General features: G+C 48.3%; 19 protein-coding genes. 2 read left to right on the top strand and 17 right to left on the bottom strand.

Annotated elements, in window-relative coordinates; all coding sequences use genetic code 11:
- Nucleotides 1–100: 100 nt before the first annotated feature.
- The gene (locus tag T504_RS0102400; RefSeq protein WP_051635161.1) at nucleotides 101–1,207 is read left to right on the top strand and encodes an SLC13 family permease; all 1,107 of its coding nucleotides are present in this window, start codon (nucleotides 101–103) and stop codon (nucleotides 1,205–1,207) included.
- Nucleotides 1,208–1,220: 13 nt separating this feature from the next.
- Here T504_RS0102400 and T504_RS0102395 read toward each other — a convergent pair whose 3' ends face one another.
- From T504_RS0102395 to T504_RS0102385, 3 genes are all read right to left on the bottom strand, one after another.
- Nucleotides 1,221–2,186, bottom strand: coding sequence for a DUF2971 domain-containing protein (locus tag T504_RS0102395; protein ID WP_033169442.1), 966 nt, complete (start codon nucleotides 2,184–2,186; stop codon nucleotides 1,221–1,223).
- Between the two features lie 99 nt (nucleotides 2,187–2,285).
- Entirely contained in the window at nucleotides 2,286–3,485 is a 1,200-nt protein-coding gene (locus T504_RS13755) for an EAL domain-containing protein (RefSeq protein ID WP_051635160.1), read from the bottom strand.
- Between the two features lie 34 nt (nucleotides 3,486–3,519).
- Nucleotides 3,520–4,227: a peptidoglycan recognition protein family protein gene (locus T504_RS0102385; RefSeq protein ID WP_081823343.1), complete on the bottom strand. Its 708-nt coding sequence runs from the start codon at nucleotides 4,225–4,227 to the stop codon at nucleotides 3,520–3,522.
- 110 nt (nucleotides 4,228–4,337) lie between these two features.
- Here T504_RS0102385 and T504_RS0102380 point away from each other — a divergent pair, with 110 nt between their 5' ends.
- A complete protein-coding gene (locus T504_RS0102380; protein ID WP_033169441.1) occupies nucleotides 4,338–4,727 on the top strand; it encodes a hypothetical protein in 390 nt (129 codons plus the stop codon).
- 93 nt (nucleotides 4,728–4,820) lie between these two features.
- Here T504_RS0102380 and T504_RS0102375 read toward each other — a convergent pair whose 3' ends face one another.
- From T504_RS0102375 to alaS, 14 genes are all read right to left on the bottom strand, one after another.
- Nucleotides 4,821–5,561, bottom strand: coding sequence for a SagB/ThcOx family dehydrogenase (locus T504_RS0102375; RefSeq protein ID WP_033169440.1), 741 nt, complete (start codon nucleotides 5,559–5,561; stop codon nucleotides 4,821–4,823).
- A 13-nt stretch (nucleotides 5,562–5,574) separates the two neighbouring features.
- Nucleotides 5,575–6,285: a bifunctional phosphoribosyl-AMP cyclohydrolase/phosphoribosyl-ATP diphosphatase HisIE gene (gene hisIE, locus T504_RS0102370; RefSeq protein ID WP_033169439.1), complete on the bottom strand. Its 711-nt coding sequence runs from the start codon at nucleotides 6,283–6,285 to the stop codon at nucleotides 5,575–5,577.
- Nucleotides 6,285–7,043 (bottom strand): imidazole glycerol phosphate synthase subunit HisF, encoded by a 759-nt coding sequence (gene hisF / locus T504_RS0102365; protein WP_033169438.1) that lies wholly within the window; start codon nucleotides 7,041–7,043, stop codon nucleotides 6,285–6,287. The genes hisIE and hisF overlap by 1 nt, the downstream gene beginning before the upstream one ends.
- A 1-nt stretch (nucleotide 7,044) precedes the next feature.
- Entirely contained in the window at nucleotides 7,045–7,776 is a 732-nt protein-coding gene (gene hisA / locus T504_RS0102360; protein WP_033169437.1) for a 1-(5-phosphoribosyl)-5-[(5-phosphoribosylamino)methylideneamino]imidazole-4-carboxamide isomerase, read from the bottom strand.
- Between the two features lie 13 nt (nucleotides 7,777–7,789).
- On the bottom strand, nucleotides 7,790–8,401 hold the full coding sequence (hisH, locus tag T504_RS0102355) for an imidazole glycerol phosphate synthase subunit HisH (RefSeq protein WP_033169436.1): 612 nt from the start codon (nucleotides 8,399–8,401) through the stop codon (nucleotides 7,790–7,792).
- A 40-nt stretch (nucleotides 8,402–8,441) separates the two neighbouring features.
- Nucleotides 8,442–9,032, bottom strand: coding sequence for an imidazoleglycerol-phosphate dehydratase HisB (hisB, locus tag T504_RS0102350; protein ID WP_033169435.1), 591 nt, complete (start codon nucleotides 9,030–9,032; stop codon nucleotides 8,442–8,444).
- On the bottom strand, nucleotides 9,029–10,099 hold the full coding sequence (gene hisC / locus T504_RS0102345) for a histidinol-phosphate transaminase (protein WP_033169434.1): 1,071 nt from the start codon (nucleotides 10,097–10,099) through the stop codon (nucleotides 9,029–9,031). The genes hisB and hisC overlap by 4 nt, the downstream gene beginning before the upstream one ends.
- A gap of 6 nt (nucleotides 10,100–10,105) precedes the next feature.
- Nucleotides 10,106–11,443, bottom strand: coding sequence for a histidinol dehydrogenase (gene hisD / locus T504_RS0102340; RefSeq protein ID WP_033169433.1), 1,338 nt, complete (start codon nucleotides 11,441–11,443; stop codon nucleotides 10,106–10,108).
- On the bottom strand, nucleotides 11,440–12,108 hold the full coding sequence (hisG, locus tag T504_RS0102335) for an ATP phosphoribosyltransferase (protein ID WP_033169432.1): 669 nt from the start codon (nucleotides 12,106–12,108) through the stop codon (nucleotides 11,440–11,442). The genes hisD and hisG overlap by 4 nt, the downstream gene beginning before the upstream one ends.
- A gap of 92 nt (nucleotides 12,109–12,200) precedes the next feature.
- The gene (locus T504_RS0102330) at nucleotides 12,201–12,695 is read right to left on the bottom strand and encodes an HDIG domain-containing metalloprotein (protein ID WP_197018665.1); all 495 of its coding nucleotides are present in this window, start codon (nucleotides 12,693–12,695) and stop codon (nucleotides 12,201–12,203) included.
- A gap of 29 nt (nucleotides 12,696–12,724) precedes the next feature.
- Nucleotides 12,725–13,909 (bottom strand): ATP phosphoribosyltransferase regulatory subunit, encoded by a 1,185-nt coding sequence (gene hisZ / locus T504_RS0102325; protein WP_033169430.1) that lies wholly within the window; start codon nucleotides 13,907–13,909, stop codon nucleotides 12,725–12,727.
- Nucleotides 13,910–13,946: 37 nt separating this feature from the next.
- Nucleotides 13,947–14,243 (bottom strand): YerC/YecD family TrpR-related protein, encoded by a 297-nt coding sequence (locus tag T504_RS0102320; RefSeq protein ID WP_033169429.1) that lies wholly within the window; start codon nucleotides 14,241–14,243, stop codon nucleotides 13,947–13,949.
- 178 nt (nucleotides 14,244–14,421) lie between these two features.
- A complete protein-coding gene (locus tag T504_RS0102315; RefSeq protein WP_033169428.1) occupies nucleotides 14,422–15,453 on the bottom strand; it encodes an HlyD family secretion protein in 1,032 nt (343 codons plus the stop codon).
- Between the two features lie 72 nt (nucleotides 15,454–15,525).
- A complete protein-coding gene (gene alaS, locus T504_RS0102310) occupies nucleotides 15,526–18,144 on the bottom strand; it encodes an alanine--tRNA ligase (RefSeq protein ID WP_197018667.1) in 2,619 nt (872 codons plus the stop codon).
- Between the last annotated feature and the right edge of the window lie 14 nt (nucleotides 18,145–18,158).

The raw sequence follows: 18,158 nt of genomic DNA, 5'->3' as shown, positions 1-18,158 counted from the left end.
TTCGTTACTCGATTTTTATTTGTCATTTGACAGGTATGTAAGAAAAAATATACAATATGATAATGATTGATTTAAGAAACTTTATTAGGAGCATCGTTTCATGTATTTTATTCATTACTTGCGTCATAATCCTGATTTGACTGTGGCAATGCTGTTTGCTATTATTGTCAGTTCCCTGGTACCGTTTTCTTCGGCGGCAATTCTAGCCAGTATCAATGTGCCTCTTTTGGGATTATTGTTTTGTCTGATGACTATTGTGGCTGGTCTTCGCCAAAGCGGATTGTTTACCTATGCATATCGATTGATTTTCAACGAGCATACATCCAGCCGGATGTTGGGACGTTTTTTCATATTTAGTTGTTTTTTCAGTTCCATGCTGATTACCAACGATGTTTCGCTAATTATCTTTGTACCACTAGCAATCATGATCCTTACTGATGTACGTGCTATTCGTTTATTGATTCCGGTTGTAACCTGGCAAACGATTGCTGCCAACATGGGCAGTATGTTAACGCCTATCGGCAATCCGCAAAATCTCTTCATTTATTCTTACTATAATCTTTCACTTAGAGACTTCCTCTCGATTACCTTTCCCATTGTACTTATCAGCGGTATCGTCATTTACCTTGCTACGTTTCTGCTGCCCGACAAGGAAGTTATTTTACCGCCCAACGAACAAGACAAATTAAAATGGGGAGCTGTTGCTCCCCTGCTTGTCTTGTTTATTCTCTGCCTGATGAACGTACTGCGAATTTTGCCGTTTTCCTGGCTCATGCTCGTTGTCATCCCTGTTGTCACCCTGTTAAATCCCCGCCTGTTTCGGGAAGTAGACTATAAACTGTTACTGCTTTTTACCTTTCTTTTCATCGGTGTTGGCAGTTTGGCCCGCATTCCCCTTTTTCAAAGCTGGCCAGCGCAATTGTTAGCCGGTAATGAATTTATGGTTTCATTAGTGCTCAGTCAAATCCTAAGCAACGTTCCAACTACGGTCATGTTAGCCCAATACACCACGGCATCAGCACCTCTGCTTTTAGGGGTCAACATCGGCGGCCTGGGAACAATTATTGCTTCGATGGCTAGTGTCATTTCGTTCAAGGCCTATATCGGAACCCGTTTCCCTTTTACTCGCGGATATTTGTTTAATTTCACCATCGCAAACCTTACCTTGTTGCTCATTCTGCTCTTGTATTACTATCTTGTTTCGTAACATCACTATGGGATCAACGCAACGGTATGTTGCTTTTGCTGACCAATCTGGCTGCATGTTTGATTCCAATTTCTTCAAGCATTTTAACGTATGCCGCGCGAATCACTTCCGCATATTGACTGGGTCCGATAATAATCTCTTCGAGTGCTTCCTGCAGAGGAAGCCCCGGATAATCGTCACCAGGACCACAAATCGGCAATTTGTAAATGATTTGCGGAATGCCATCCACCACCTCAATATCATAAGCCAATCGCCCTTGGGACGACTCGTTGTAGATAAAACGCCATTCCCTTTCTTCGATAAATCCTGGATTCTTGATGGAAAACAGCGAGGTCATTAACATATCAATAAAGTAGTTCAGCAGCATGGTTGGTTGATGCTGCTGAAGCAAAGATAAATTCCGTTCAATATTTTCCAGCATCCAGTCAAAACCGACGGTAAATTCCTCCTGCGTCAGATATTCTACCGGAGATAGCAGCAGTGGCAGCGGGGCCAGCGGGTGAAAGATAGCATTTGGATTGAGTACGAATGCCACGCCTGTTTTCCGCCCATAAGCACGCCACATGGATAGCCGTCCCCTGCCCTTTTCATCCGGTGTATGTTCTGAGACACAAGCCAAATAGGTATGAGTAATGTATTGCTGCTCATTCCGATTTAAATCACTGAGCATGGATTCCAGCATGTTGCTGCCCCAATGAAGCTGCTGGCTTATTTCCTGAATCCGCCGCCTGCGCTGCTCCGAATCATAGATGGTATGGTTTAATAGTTGAATCCCATAATCGATTTCGCGATAATCGTTCATACAGGCCGCCGCCCTCATCCAGAGGTGGCGGCCTTTTAGTATATTGATACCGGTACTGGCACTGGTATAATAGGCAAAATGCATATTTTCCAGCCTGGTTTCTTCCAGCCGACGCGCATAAATAGGCTGAAAGATCTTTAGATATTCCCCCAGCTTCCGATACTGATTGGTAACCATAAACAACCATCCCCAACTATTTTTTCCAAAATCATGTATTCTATTGTATAAAATACGGAAAAAAAACGAAATTTCCTGCTGTATCGAATTAAGGATTCCCTAGCAAAAATTATCCATGGAGGGCGTTCTAGGAATCGTGGTAAGTTTGCAACGGAAGATTCGGTTTTGCTGGTACTGACTGATATAAACGATTTCAATCAGGCCTAGCGCATCTTGGGTACAAAACGACTGCGTAACTTCTTTGCCCGCTTTTATCGCTTGCATGCTGCCAAGCCGAATAGCAGATAGGCAATCCCGTGCCGCCGAACTCCCCTGTTGCGCCAAATCCTTTCGCGACGCAATGCCGAGCATTCGAAGGGATGTATCGAAGGTTGCTGCCACTTTCAGATAACGAATCTTGCCATTGTTCAGTGCATAAAGCACCATGGGCGATTTATTATCGAACTCATAAATGCCCGCTGCATTGAGGCAGTCCTCTGCCTCAATAGGTTCGAGCAGAATACCCTTTTGCGAACAATGATTGAGAACGTTATCCATTGGCATGGGCCGGCCATAATAAAAGCCCTGTATCTGTTCACAGCCGATAGCCGTTAGGAAATCTACTTGTTCTTGAGTTTCAACGCCTTCGGCCAAAGGGTGAATCCCCATTTTCTTCGCCATACAAACCACAGACTCAATAATGGTTTTTGCCCGCGGCGAAAAGGGGGCTAAAAAACGCAAATCGATCTTGAGCGCTTCGAATTGATTGTTTTTTAGTACATTCAACGAGGAATTCCCCTGCCCAAAATCATCCAGCAATACGGAATAGCCAGCTTCCTGAAACCGTCGCAAGGAAGCTGCAATGCGCGTATCGGCTGCCAAAAGATTTTCTGTTACTTCAATTCGCAACAGGTTTCGTGCTACTTGATAGCGATTCACCGCAGTTTCCACAATATCAAAAAAATCACCGGCCAGAAAATCAATCCGCGATAGATTAAGCGAAACCGGGAACATGGGTAAGCCTTGCGATTGGCGATCTGACAGCATGCGGCAGACTTCTTCTACCACAGCTGCATCCAATTTATAAGTCTGCCGGGTAGTCTCCAGCACAGCGAGAAAAACACTGGGGGTGATCATGCCATATATTGGATCTTCCCAACGGGCTAAAGCCTCAAAAGCACAAATCTTGCCCGTGATTGTTCGGATGATCGGTTGATAGTGAACCGTGATGTCATGGTGGGCTACCGCAGTATCCACCCGATCCGCAAGGTAGCGTTCCAATTCTGTCCGTCCTGCCAGCTTGTTATCGGTCATATTCATAAACAGCTTCTTTCCGAAATCCTAATTCGTCGAATCATTCGGGATAAAAGACAATCCCCTCTTTGCTCAGATTTTCACGTAGGCCACGCATAAACCACGTACCAGGATCTGCCTTTATTGAATAATATCCTGAGACATTTTCGCGATACAAACCACTAGCACGGGCTTCTACTTGCTGATAATGGCCAAATACATAGCCGATGGTAGGATATTTTCGATGCAAATAACGAATCAGTTGGATATTGGCAGTCAACTGTTCCTCCGTCAGATTTTCGGTATCCCCATTACCGCCCACGTTTTCAATGCCAATCGCACACCAGTTGTAACCGATTATATGACGGCAAAGAGAGGTTTCCGGTGCCAACCGATAAATAGTTCCATCGCGGCCAATCAAAAATTGCGAGGCGACATTAAGCGTCCCATCCGAATAGTTCGGTTTATAAAACCAGTTATACGTACTTTCGACAGTTGATGCTCCCGTCCAATGAACCACTACCGCTTGCGGCACAATTTCCGTCATAGCTTCGCCGTAATGACGAAGCGAGTATTCCCGTTGAAGTTGCGTGCGATATTCATTCTGTAAAATCGGTTTGTCGACAATAGCGGGAGTTTCGCTAACGGAATGATTTTCCGGACTGGCCACTACATCGCTGGCTGTAGCAGCATTGCCCGCCTGCCCATTACAGCCCGTAAATAACAACGATAGCGATAAGATATAAATTGCCCAGTGGTTCTTCTCCATAATGTTTCGCTTCCTTTCATCCTTCCACGCTTGTATTTCTTGTTTCCATTATAGCATAAGGCATATTTCTATGGTAAACTGAAACTATACGAAAAATAGAGGTGTTTGCTATGTACTATGTCGTTTCAGCCCTGTTAATCCTTTTGTGTCTTATCTTTTTGCTGGAAATGTACCATTCGATGAAGCGTTCTTCGAAAGCCTGGCATCTCATTGAGACCTATCGCGATGACTTACAAAACCAAAGACTTATCGACGAAATATATGACTATTGTCAAAACGATTGGAAGCTTCGGCGCATTATCGAAGCCAATAACGTCACGGCAGCAGATATTAACAAAATATATCAAAAACTCTTAGAATGGGGCAACTTCCACAAAGGGCATCGCTTCATACCAATTACTGCCTTTTTCTATGTCAACACATTCGATTACCTCGTCAAGCACAAAAACGATGAAGCCAAAGCCTTGACGTTGCACTGTATGAATGCCCTGCATATTTAGTCCCCCTATTATTCCTTGCGCATAGAAATCCCCCAGAGAATCATTAGGAATCGATTCTCTGGGGGATTTTCTATACCATCGATTTGTTTTGTTTTATAATTTGCCGACCGTGGCACCATAGATGGCAAATTCCTTTTGTCCGTCGAGTTCCAAGACTTCGTTGAGCTTATCATCATCGTAAGCGCCAAGGGCGCAGACGCCAATCTTGACGGTCTGTGCCGCCAGATACAGATTTTGGCAGACATGGCCAGCATCGAGGAACAGATAGCGGTAAGCGCGGCTGCCGAAGAGATAGGTCATGCGCTCTGGCACGGCGCTCCAGACAAAGGTAACCGCGTTGTTCTTGGCCATATTCTGGGCCCGGAAACAGGAGTAGAAAGCCTCACTGATTTCCTCAGCTGGTTTGAGCGGCAGCATGGCGTGCTCAAAGGCCAGATAGCGATAAAGCCCTGGCTTTATGCCCTTGACGTTCTGGATGAAAAGATACGTTTCGAAGGCATGGCGGGCACCGGCTGACGGCACATTGCGCTTGCTGGCGCCCTTGGGCAGTCCCATCTTGACGCCTTGGGTGCACCAGAGCAGATAGGAAAGCTCCTTTATCGTCAGCGGCACTTGGCTGTACTGGCGCACAGACGCCCGCAGCTCAATGACTTCGAGGAAATTGACGGGGATATCTGGCAAGAGTTCTGGCTCAGGCAAGGGAATAATCTTTGTACCAGGTGCCACAGTTTTTTCCGGTGCTGGCGGTTCGGCACCTTCCATTTTGGGGACGCTGGGATTTTGGGCCATGGTGGTAGCGGCCAAAAACTCCTGCGCTATCGTATATTCCTTCATGTTACTCCCTCACTTACATATCCGGACGGACACCAGTCTTGCCCGTGAACTGATGGTAGTTTCCACCCTTGCGGCGGCTCATGAGCTCATCTAAGAGCTGGTCTGGGGTGAGCTTGTGATAGGCCAGCAGTACCAGGCAGTGATACCAGAGGTCGCCCATCTCGTAGAGGACTTCCTCCGGCGCCTGATTCTTCGAGGCAATGACCGTTTCGACGGCTTCCTCGCCGACTTTCTTGAGAATCTTATCCTGTCCTTTATCGAAAAGATAATTCGTATAGGAGCCTTCCACGGGATTGAGCTTGCGGTCCTGGATGACGTTATAGAGGTCATTCAAGACCGTAGCCAGCGAAACCTGCGGCTCCGGTGGCACGACCGTTACGCCCTTTTCCTCCTCACCGACGAGCTTGCGTCCGCTAAAGCAGGTATAGGTGCCCGTATGGCAGGCAACGCCTGTCTGATGAACGCGTACGAGCAGGGTGTCGCCATCACAGTCGTAGGAGATTTCCCGCACTTTCTGCTTGTTGCCCGACTCTTCGCCCTTGTTCCAGAGCTTTTGCCGGCTGCGGCTATAGAACCACGTATAGCCCGTTTCGATCGTCTTCTTGAGGGATTCTTCGTTCATATAGGCCATCATGAGTACCTGGCCATTCTCTTCCTGGATGATAGCCGGTACCAGACCTTTTTCGTCAAATTTTACCATGGAAATGTCAATGTTTTTGTCCATCAGAATCTTACCTCCACGCCACGAGATTTTAGATATTCCTTGACCTGCCGTACCGTGAACTTCCCATAATGGAATACCGAAGCCGCCAACACGGCATCCGCCTTGCCAAGCGTCAGCACATCGTAGAAATGCTCGAGTTTGCCAGCGCCGCCCGAGGCGATGACCGGCACATTCACGGCCTCAGACACCGCCCGCGTCAGGGCGATATCATAGCCGTCCTTCGTACCATCGGCATCCATGCTCGTGAGCAGGATTTCGCCAGCCCCAAGTTCTACAGCCTTCTTGACCCATTCGATGCAATCAAGCCCCGTCGGTGTACGGCCACCATTGATGAATACTTCCCATTTGTCCTCACCAGTGCGGCGCGCATCGACAGCGAGCACAACGCACTGGCTGCCAAACTTTTTCGCGCCCTCGCGAATGAGTTCAGGGTTCTTGATGGCCGCCGTATTGAGCGACGTTTTATCGGCACCAGCTTTCAGCATGCGGCGCATATCAGCTGCCGAGCGAATACCGCCGCCCACGGTAAAGGGAATGAAGACTTGGGAAGCGCAATCCTGTGCGACCTGCACCATGGTGTTGCGTTCTTCGTTCGAGGCCGTGATGTCGAGGAATACGAGTTCATCGGCACGTTCTTCATCATAACGTGCGGCAAGCTCCACGGGGTCACCAGCATCGCGCAGGCCGACAAAATTGGTTCCCTTGACTACGCGTCCATCTTTGACGTCAAGACAAGGAATTATCCGTTTCGTATACATTTTAATCCTCCTTGGCGGCAATTTCAATAGCCTGCTGTAAATCAAGCGTCCCCATATAAATCGATTTGCCGACGATTACGCCTTCGATTCCGTCTTTTTCATAGGGCTTGAGGGCCTCGATATCTGCCGTTGATTTGACGCCGCCCGATGCGACGATGTTGACGCCGCTCTCGCGGGCTAGTTTCGCCGTAGCCTCGACATTGACGCCTGCAAGCGTGCCGTCACGGGAAATATCCGTATAGATGATGGTCTTGACCCCGGCTTTTTTCATTTCTTTGGCCAATGCCGTAACCTCCACATCCCCCGAAACACCCCAGCCGTCGACGGCCACAATGCCGTCTTTTGCATCGATGCCGACGACGATGCGATCGCCATACTTGGCACAGGCCTCCTTGACAAGAGTAGGATTCCTGACTGCCACCGAGCCGAGGATTACGCGGCGCACGCCCAGCGCGAGGACTTCATCGATATTTTCCAGCGTACGGATACCACCGCCAAGCTCTACGGGAATATTCACCGCGGCGAGGATGTCTTTGACGGTGTCCAGGTTGCAGGACTTGCCGGCAAGAGCGCCATCAAGATCGACCAGGTGCAAAAACTCGGCCCCCTGACTTTCCCATTTCTGGGCCATCTCGGCAGGTTTATCGGAAAAGACGGTCTCCTGCGCGAAGTCGCCTTTGAACAAGCGCACACATTTACCGTCACGGATATCGATTGCAGGGAAAATCAGCATAGTTACAACTCCTTTAGCCTTCGACGAAATTCTTTAAGATCTGCAGGCCAACATCGCCTGACTTTTCGGGATGAAACTGGGTCGCCTGAATATCGCCACTGGCAATAGCGGCCGTGAGTCTACTCCCATACTCCGTATACGCAGTAATGATGGAAGGATTATCCGGAACCGCGTGATAACTGTGAACGAAATACACATAGCTTTTCTCTGCTATCCCTTCGAAAAGATCCAACGAACGGCGCGGTTTCACTATCTCGAGACTATTCCAACCCATATGGGGAACTTTTAGATCCGTTGCCGGTATTTTTTGGACCGTTCCCCTTAAAAAGCCTAACCCTTTGACGCCAGGCGATTCTTCACTGCCCTCAAAGAGAATTTGCAAACCGACACAAATTCCTAATAATGGAATACTTTTGTCTACCGCTTCGCGAATCGCTGGAATAAGACCTGACGCTTCTAGATTCTTCATGCAGTCACCAAAAGCGCCCACCCCTGGCAAAACGATTTTATCTGCCTTTAGGATTTCTTCCGCATTACTGCTTACGCAGACATCCGCGCCAAGAGCCGCTAGAGCCTTTTCCACACTAAACAAGTTGCCAACACCATAATCGATAATCGCAATCATTGGATCCCCTCCTCGCTAGCTAGCCATCTGTCCCCCAATTTTATAACGAACCTTTGGTAGAAGGAATCCCTTCGACCCGCGGATCGTTTTCGATTGCCAAGCGCAGGGCATGGCCTAATCCCTTGAAGACAGCCTCGACTTTATGATGAGAATTACTGCCGTAGAGCACTTTCACATGTAGCGTAATACCAGCGTTGAAGGCAAAGGCCCGCAAAAATTCTTCGGTGAGTTCCGTATCATAGCCACCAATCGTAGGAGCCATCTCACCACCATCGTAAACGAGAAACGGCCGACCACTGATATCAAGGGATACCAAGGCCAAAGTTTCATCCATCGGCAAATAGAAGGAACCATAACGGCGGATTCCCTTTTTATCGCCCATGGCTTGTTTGAAGGCTTGGCCAAGCGCGATGCCGATGTCTTCCACCGAATGGTGACCATCCACTTCCAAATCACCATCACATACCAGCGTCAAATCGAACAGGCCATGGGCCGTAAACAGGTTGAGCATGTGATCGAAAAATCCAATTCCCGAATCAATGACACCTTTTCCCTTGCCATCAAGATTCAAGACAAGTTTTACGGAAGTTTCCGCCGTCTTTCTTTCCAGCGTAGCAGTACGGATACTCATGCTCTTCCCTCCACAAATTGTTTGATGGCATCGTACCAGCGGTCATTTTCTTCCCGCAAGCCCATGGAAATACGCAGGCAATTGTTTAGGCCAGGAGCATCGCCAAAGCAGCGGACACCGATTCCCTTCGTTTCGAGATATTTATTGAGCTCTTTCGCCTTAGCATATTTTATCAGGACGAAATTCGTTTCGGACGGATAGACCGTAACACCAGGCAATTTATCCAATTCGCTGCTCATGCGCTTGCGCTCCGCAATCATCATCTGAATGCGTGGCACATACTCGTGGCGCATCTGGTAAACGATGTCAGCAGTTGCCAGCGACAGGACGTTCAGGTGATACGGCATATAGGATTTCTCAATCATCGTGACAATATCCTTACCAGCCAGCATATACCCAACGCGAGCAGCGGCTAGACCATACGCCTTCGAAAAGGTCCGAGCAATGATGAGATTGGGATATTTTTTCAATAGGCCAACGGAAGTACGTCCATAAAACTCCATATAGGCTTCATCAATAAGCAACGCACAATTGCCTGGAATGTTTTGCGCGATAAATTCAATATCGCTGACCGAATAGCCCGTTCCCGTCGGATTGTTCGGATTGCAGATCACTGCCAGCGAAGCCTTATTTTCGTTTACCGCAGTGACAAATTTATCGACATCCAGGGAATAATCCGCCTCCAACGGTACCGGCACGCCTTGGGCCTGTGCCGCTTTGGCATAAATCCGATACATCGAAAAAGAAGGCTCTGGATAAACGATTTTTTTCGCTTTGGTTCCGCCGAAGCAGTAAAAGAGTTTTTCGATAATTTCACTGGAGCCGCTGCCAAGCAGAACGTTTTCCTTCTGCAATTTATGATTGTCGGCAATCTGCTCACGCAATGCATCATATTCCTCATTTGGATAACGGTTATAGGCGACACGGGAGAGACGGCCCATCAAACGGTCTTCAACCATCGGCGGCAGATTCATATTGCATTCGTTCGCGTTGACCTTAATTTCCCAGTCACGCTCCACCACATCATAAGATGGCATATCTTTAAGTCCAGTACGGTATTTCAACATAAGGTTTTATTTCCTCCTCAAACGGATTGCATTCGCATGTGCCTGCAAGCCCTCAGTCTCAGCCAAACGAATGATATCTTCGCTAACTGCCTGAAGCGCAGGCTGTGTGTACGAGATAATACTCGTACGCTTCATAAAAGTTTCTACGTTAAGCACGCTGTAATAGCGTGCCGTACCACCGGTTGGCAGTACATGGTTTGGACCAGCGAAATAATCACCAAGCGGTTCGGGCGAATAAGCCCCCAGGAACACCGCCCCCGCATGGCGGACATACGGAAGCAGTTGGAATGGATCTGCCGTCAAAAGTTCCAAATGCTCTGGTGCCGATACATTCGCAAACCGCATTGCCTGCATCATATCTTCTGCAATAACGATAAGGCCGTTGCGGTCGATCGACGCTTGAGCAATCTCACGGCGCGGCAGCTTAGCAAGCTGTTTTTCCGCTTCAGCTTCCACCTGATATGCCAATTCTTCATCATCCGTAATGACGATGCTCGAAGCTAGCGGATCATGTTCGGCCTGGCTAAGCATATCTGCTGCCGTATAAACCGGGTCAGCCGTCTTATCGGCAACGATGAGAATCTCACTAGGACCTGCGAGCATATCGATATCCACATGACCATAGACCTCTTTTTTCGCTAGTGTCACAAAGATATTTCCTGGACCGGTAATCTTGTCCACCCGCGGAATCGTCTCCGTGCCAAAAGCCATGGCGGCAATGGCCTGAGCTCCACCGATTTTATAGATTTTCTTAACCCCAGCAGCACGAGCGGCAATGAGCACATACGGATTAATTTTACCATTTTTCGGCGGCACCATCATGATGATTTCGCCAACGCCAGCAACAACAGCTGGTACCGCGTTCATGATTACCGAAGACGGATAAGCCGCCGTGCCCCCTGGTACATAAATCCCTACTCGATCCAACGGAACGATGGACTGACCAAGAATCGAACCGTGTTCGCGATAGGTCATCCAGGAATTTGGCTTTTGTTCCTGATGATAACGACGGACGTTTTCTGCCGCCTTTCTAAGAGATTCTACAACCTGGGGATCGGCTTCGTTTTCGGCTGCGGCAAATTCTTCTTCCGAAACCAAAAACTGTTCGGGAGTGAATTCCACCCGGTCGATTAACTTCGTATAATGAATAACAGCTTTATCGCCATCGTTACGAACATCGCGGACAATCTGACGAACCAATTCCGAGGCACTCATATCGCGCCCAAAGGTCTTGCGGTTGGCTTCCCGGATCTTGGGATTGAGCTCCACTTCATCAAAGGCCGCTTTCGTGAGCAAACCTTCGACTTCGTATTCTCCCACTTCGTTTGCTTTTACAATCTTCATTTTGCCGCAGCCTCGCTTTCTAAAATCTTACGCAAATCCGAAATCATCGTATGGATGCGGTCAAACTTCATCTTGAAGCTGACACGGTTGGCAATCAGACGGGCCGTGGCGTCCTGAATGGCGACAATTTCTTCGAGCCCGTTTTCCCGCAGCGTCGTTCCGGTTTCCACGATATCGACAATGCTTTCCGAAAGGCCAACAATAGGTCCTAACTCAATGGATCCATTGAGTTTAATGTATTCCATCTGCATGCCATGGCGATTAAAGAATTGCTCCGCAATATGCGGGAATTTCGTTGCCACCCGGGTGTGATTGTAATCCAGCAACTTAGCGCGTTTCTCTTCCTTGGGAACCGCCATCATCAAATGACAGCGACCAAAGCCAAGATCTAACAGCTCATAAACATCTTTGCCGGATTCTAGCAAAACATCTTTGCCTATGACCCCCAGATCAGCTGCACCATATTCTACATAGGTCGGTACATCGGCAGTCTTCGAAACGATGAATTTAATTTTCTTTTCCTCGTTGGTAATGATGAGTTTGCGTGATTTATCCGAAAGCCCTTCGGCGGTATAACCAATCTTTGCCAATAAATCTGCTGACAGGCCAAACAACTTGCCTTTAGGCAGAGCAATTGTCAGGTAATCCATAGAAGTTGACTGCATATATGACCTCCTGATTTCTACTCTTTATCTTGTTAAAGCACTAATATGTTTACAATACTAACATGTAAACCTGTAAACGTCAAGCAAATGTGTTAATTTTTTTCATCCGCCTGCCGCAGTATTGTCAAAAGAACGGGATCATCCTGTGCAGGCGGCTGATGATGCCGCGAAATAATGTCTGCCTCTTCATAAAGTCCAATATTCTGCAGCATAGCAGCCCCAATTTCCGGATGATGGAAATAGACATAAATCGCATGTCCAGGCTTATCCCAAATAGAAGTGGCCGTTGCGCAAGCAAAGTCCCTAGCGAATCCAGGCGCATAATGTGTGACAAGTACCGCAAAAACTTTCCCCCAGATGTCCAGATCTCCCTTTTTCCGACCAACGTCATGTAGCAACGCACAGCGCAGAAGCATTGACCGGTCAATGGTCAAATTTGACTTGTCAACAAATTGCAGCGCTGTTTTGGCCACATTAAGAGCATGCGCCTGATCGGCTGGGTGCATTTGATAGAATAAGCCTCTGGCAGCTTCTGGAAGGGACAGTTCAATAAATTGACGGTCATCTTCACGGATATGAGCTGTCAAAGCACAATAAAATTGCCGTATTCGCTGTATCATGAGAGATAAACCAATTCCGAATAACCCTTTGCCTGCTGCATTTTTGTCGCTTCGGCTTTATCCTGTGGATTCAAAGCAAGTTCTACTGTTTTTCCTTTCTGCCGAAGGATACCAGCCTGTTCAACCGCCTGGCTCTCTTTGCCTGCTGCATAGGAAAGATAGATATCGCGTGCCCGTTTTGGTTTTTCAAGACCTTGACGCTCCAGTGCTAACAAAATGCGCTCGATTCCCATTCCAAAGCCCGTAGCCGGGCAGGCATTACCAAAATCCGAAAGTAAATGGTCATAGCGGCCACCACCGCAAAGTGGGAATCCAAGCCCTGGTGTATAAGCTTCAAATACCATCCCCGTATAGTAGCTGAAGTCACGGATGATTCCTAGGTCGAAGCGTACATACTGCTCGATTCCATAAGACTTCAACAAACGATAGATTTCTGAAAGATTGTCAAGCGCCCGGCGGCTTTGTTCGTTAAGCGCTAGGTCATAGGCACTCTTAAGCATTGCATCGCCACCGTTAAGCAGCGGCAGTTTTTTCAAAACGACTTTCGCATTGTCGGAAAGTCCCAATTGATCGACCAATGTTTCCAGTTCGACCAAATTACGCTGTTCCATAGCCTCCTTGAGCTTTTCCTTTACCTCTGCGGGAAGCTGATACTGCTCCATGATGCCGTTGAGAAATTCCACCTGTCCCAGGCAAATCTGAAAATCCTTTAACCCCGAACGCAACAGACCTTGAATGGCCAGTGCAAGAATCTCTGCATCTGCAAAGGCACTAGTGCTTCCCATAAGCTCAACGCCAGCTTGATGAAACTCACACTGACGTCCCATCTGCGTCTGTTCCTGACGGAAGACACTACTGATATAGGAAAGCTTCACCGGCAGCGGATAATCCGTCAACCGACTGCTTACGAGACGAGCAATCGGCGTAGTCATTTCATGGCGTAATGCCAAGGTTCGATTGTTTTTATCAAAGAGTTTGAACAGATGATCCTGGAGATTGGAATTGCTGCCAAGCGTAAGATTATCCAGGTATTCAATGGTTGGGGTGACGACTTCCTCATAGCCCCATTCCGCAAATAGTTCAGCGAGCTTTGTTTCGATAGCACGCTTATCGGCTGCCTCGTTAGGCAAAAAATCACGCGTACCATAAGGGATTTCCAAAACATTTTTATCCTTTTCCATCTGTTCTTCGCTCCTTATCACTTATATTCCTATGCGGTTACTCGGATTTAGGCAGCCGCTCCAGAACTGTCTTATACCCGTCAGCACCATAATTGAGGCATCGCTTGACGCGGCTGATTGTCGCCGTGCTAGCGCCGGTCTGCTCGACTATCTCATCATAGGTATGACCTGCCTTTAACATCCGCGCGACTTCTAATCGCTGAGACATTGATTTCAATTCGCTGATCGTGCAAATATCTTCAAAAAACTGATAGCACTCATCGATATTATTCAGCGAAAGAACTGCCTGACAAAGCTGGTCATTCAGCTTGTCCTTCAGTTTTGGATTTACCATGATAATATCCTCCTGTTATTCTTTCCGTCTTTATTCCTTTAGTTTGTGAAATTACCTGTCATTATAACACAGACCCCTCAAAAAAGAAAGCCCTTTGTCATTCGAAATTTATGACAAAGGGCTAATAAATCATTAAAGTTATGAATGTTGTATCGATATATCTATCTGTACAGGACAATCAATTGCCGATTGCAAACTTTAAGGTAGTCGTCATGCCTGGTTTAACGGTAAAATCCAACCCGGATGGCAACGATATTTTTAGGGTAACCCGGCTGTCGCCATCATCCTGCTCCGTATTTTCATCGGTTGACGGTTCAACAATATCCCGCACCGAACCTTGCAGCTTGTGATTGTCGAGTTCGTAGGCTGCAAACTGACCGAGCCGAATGTTTTTCGCCTGTTCCGGCGTTACCTTGGCTTCAAGCCATGCGTTCTCTGGATCCATTAGATTGACAACAACCTGATCTGCTTTTACTTCAGATCCTTCGGCCAAATCATCAATAAGCATAACCGTTCCCGCTGTTGGCGCCAAGATATCTGTCGCTTGCTGCGCCTCCTTGGCGTTTGCCAAAGCAGCTTCTGCAACCTGTACCTGAAGTTCGGCCTGCTTGATGATATCCGGATTTGGCGGAGCACTTGGCGTAACCGAAGCTGGTGCTGGAACCGATGGGGCCGCTGGCACCACTGCGGCAGCCTGCGCGGCATTTAATTCTGACTGGACATTTTGCATTTCCCGCCGCGAATATGCATCAGGATTTGCCCGCATATTGGCAAGCTTTGCCCGCAGTCTGGCCACTTCGCGCTGGGCACTAGCACTATAGGTAGGTGCACTAGGCGTCTGTGCTTGCGGCGCTGCAGGCAGTGTCATCGTAGCACCTTTTTTGAGCTGCTCGAGACTTTGTTGTGCCAATTTGACATTCTGCTCCAGCTGCTGAATCTGTTCATCAGTGATGCTGGATTCCATACGGGCGATTACATCACCAGCTTCTACATGGTCACCATCACTTACCACAATCTCAGTAATTTTACCAGGAGACTTTGCCTTAGCCTGCACGATATCGCCAGTAATTTGCGCATCATAGATGGTCAAAGTCTTATTATGGTGTTGATAATAGTAAACACCCGTGCTGACGATAACTGCCAGTAACACCAATCCGATAAGGCCGAAACGAATAACTTTATTTGCCTTATTTGTAATATCGACTTCCATTGCCGGAACCTCCTTCGCAAAGTAAGAACGACTCCCTCAAAAAAGAGGGAGTCTGTTCACTTATTTCTTGGATTAGCCCAGCTGGCTTTCAATTACTTCTACCGCTTTATCAAAGGCCTTCGGCAATGCCTCAGCATTTTTACCGCCTGCCTGTGCCATATCCGGACGGCCGCCACCGCCGCCACCGACAGTCTGAGCCGCTTCTTTGATGATTTTACCGGCATGGATTCCCTTGGCGACGGCAGCCTTATCTGCTTTAACCACGAGATTAACCTTGCCATCATTCGCACAAGCCAGGACAACGACGCTCGGAGATTCAATCTTGGAGCTGGTCATATCCGCTACATCGCGAAGTTCATCCATGCTGGCTGCATTGGATTTGCCACAGACAACATTGACGTCTTTGATGGTTTTGAGACCGGCCAGCAGGTTCTGAGCATCAGCTTTTTCGCGCATCTCGGCAACTTCTGCGAGCTGCTTGCTCATTTCTTTGCTCTCTGCCTGTACCTTCTCAATCTGAGCGGGCACCTCTTCCTCTTTCGTCTTGAGCAGGGAAGCAGCTTCCGAAAGAACTGCCAGCTTGCCATTGACATAATCGAGGGCAGCTTTACCCGTAATAGCCTCAATACGGCGAACACCCGAAGCGACACCGGACTCGCTGACAATTTTGAACATGCCAACCTGACCGACGTTCTTGACATGAGAACCAGCGCAAAGTTCCATGGAGAACCCTGGGACCTTAACGACACGGACAACGTCGCCGTATTTTTCGGAGAACAGTGCCATAGCCCCTGCCTCTTTGGCCTCCTCAATGCTCATATGAGAAATCTCAACATCCTGGCCTTTGAGGATCTCGTTGTTGACGAGTTCTTCTACATCCGCCAGCTGCTGAGCCGTAACCGGTTCAAAGTTCGTAAAGTCAAAGCGCAGGCGCTCCGGCGTAACGGAAGAACCCGCCTGGTTGACCTGATCCCCGACAACCTGTTTGAGGGCGGCCTGCAAGAGATGCGTAGCCGTATGGTTACGAGCTGATGCCAGTTTCTTCACCTGATCGACTTCAATCTTGACCGTCTCGCCAACTTTCAGCTGACCTTCTTCGACATAAGCTTCATGATAGACCGTGCCATCCGGCAGTTTCTTGGCATTAACCGCCTTGATGCGGCCAAATTCGCTGATGAACATGCCCTCATCACCGACCTGTCCGCCGCCTTCTGCGTAGAACGGCGTCTTGTCGAGAATGATACCAGCTTCCTGCCCATCCGTAATTTCATCGACGAGCACGCCGTCTTTCCAGATGGCAACGACTTTTCCTTCCGTAGCCGTCTCATCCACCAGCAGCTTGCTGACATCAATGCTTGAAAGATCCGGTACAGCAACACGAGTGTTTTCGGCACGAGCGTTACGGGCACGCGTGCGCTGCTCGTCCATGGCTTTCTCGAAGCCCTCTTTGTCGAGGTCCAGGCCATTTTCGTGCAGAATTTCTTCCGTGAGTTCCCACGGGAATCCAAATGTATCGTAGAGTTTGAAGACAACTTCGCCATCCAGCTCTTTTTTGCCAGCTGCTTTAACGGTTTCAATTTCACCGTTCAAGAGTTCCATACCCTGGTTCAGCGTAGCAGCAAAGCGATCTTCCTCAATGCTGATAACTTTTTTGATGTAATCGGCCTTATTGACAAGTTCCTCAAAGTCTTTGGCACCACGATAAATATTTACGGCTGCATCGACAGCACCTTCCAGGAACTTGTCCTTGATTCCCAGCATGCGGCCATGACGGATGGCACGACGCAGGATACGGCGCAGGACATAGCCGCGGCCCTCATTGGACGGCAGAATGCCATCCATGATCATGATAGCCATCGAGCGGGCATGATCGGCGATAACCTTAAGGGAAACATCCTTTTCGTCATCTTCGCCGTAAGCGATACCAGAAACCTTCGACGTGTATTCGATAATCGGATAGAGAAGATCCGTCTCGAAGTTGGTCTTCTTGTTCTGAACAACTGAAGCCAAGCGCTCAAGGCCGCAGCCCGTATCGATGTTCTTGTGTGCCAGGTTCGCATAGGAACCATCTTCCTGTTTATCGTACTGGGTAAATACGAGATTCCAGATTTCCAGATAACGATCGCAGTCGCAGCCGACAGCACAGTCCGGCGAGCCGCAACCGCGATCTTCGCCAAGATCGATGTAAATCTCAGAGTCCGGGCCACAAGGACCAGGGCCGATTTCCCAGAAGTTGTCATCGAGTTTTACGATATGATCCTGCGGGAAACCTGGCTGGGATTTCCAAATTTCGATTGCTTCATCATCATCCGGATAAACCGTTACCCAAAGTTTGTCCTTCGGCAGCTCGACAACTTCCGTCAGGAATTCCCAAGCCCAAGGGATAGCCTCACCTTTGAAGTAATCGCCAAACGAAAAGTTACCCAGCATCTCGAAGAAAGTCTGGTGACGCGCCGTACGTCCAACGTTTTCGATATCTCCTGTACGCACGCAGCGCTGACTCGTCGTGACGCGAGTGCGAGGCGGCTTCATTTTGCCCGTGAAGAACGGTTTCAACGGAGCCATACCAGCACCAATCAAGAGGAGCGTCGGGTCATCCTTTGGAATCAGCGAAAAGCTCGGCAGGCGCAGATGGCCTTTTTTCTCGGAAAAGAACTGCAAATAAGCTTCACGCAGTTCATTACCACTCATGTACTTCAAAAAAA

Source organism: Selenomonas sp. ND2010, assembly GCF_000702005.1.
Classification (GTDB): Bacteria; Bacillota; Negativicutes; order Selenomonadales; family Selenomonadaceae; genus Selenomonas_A.
The sequence above is the reverse complement of the archived record's forward strand: the minus strand, read 5'-3'. Positions and strand labels throughout refer to the sequence as shown.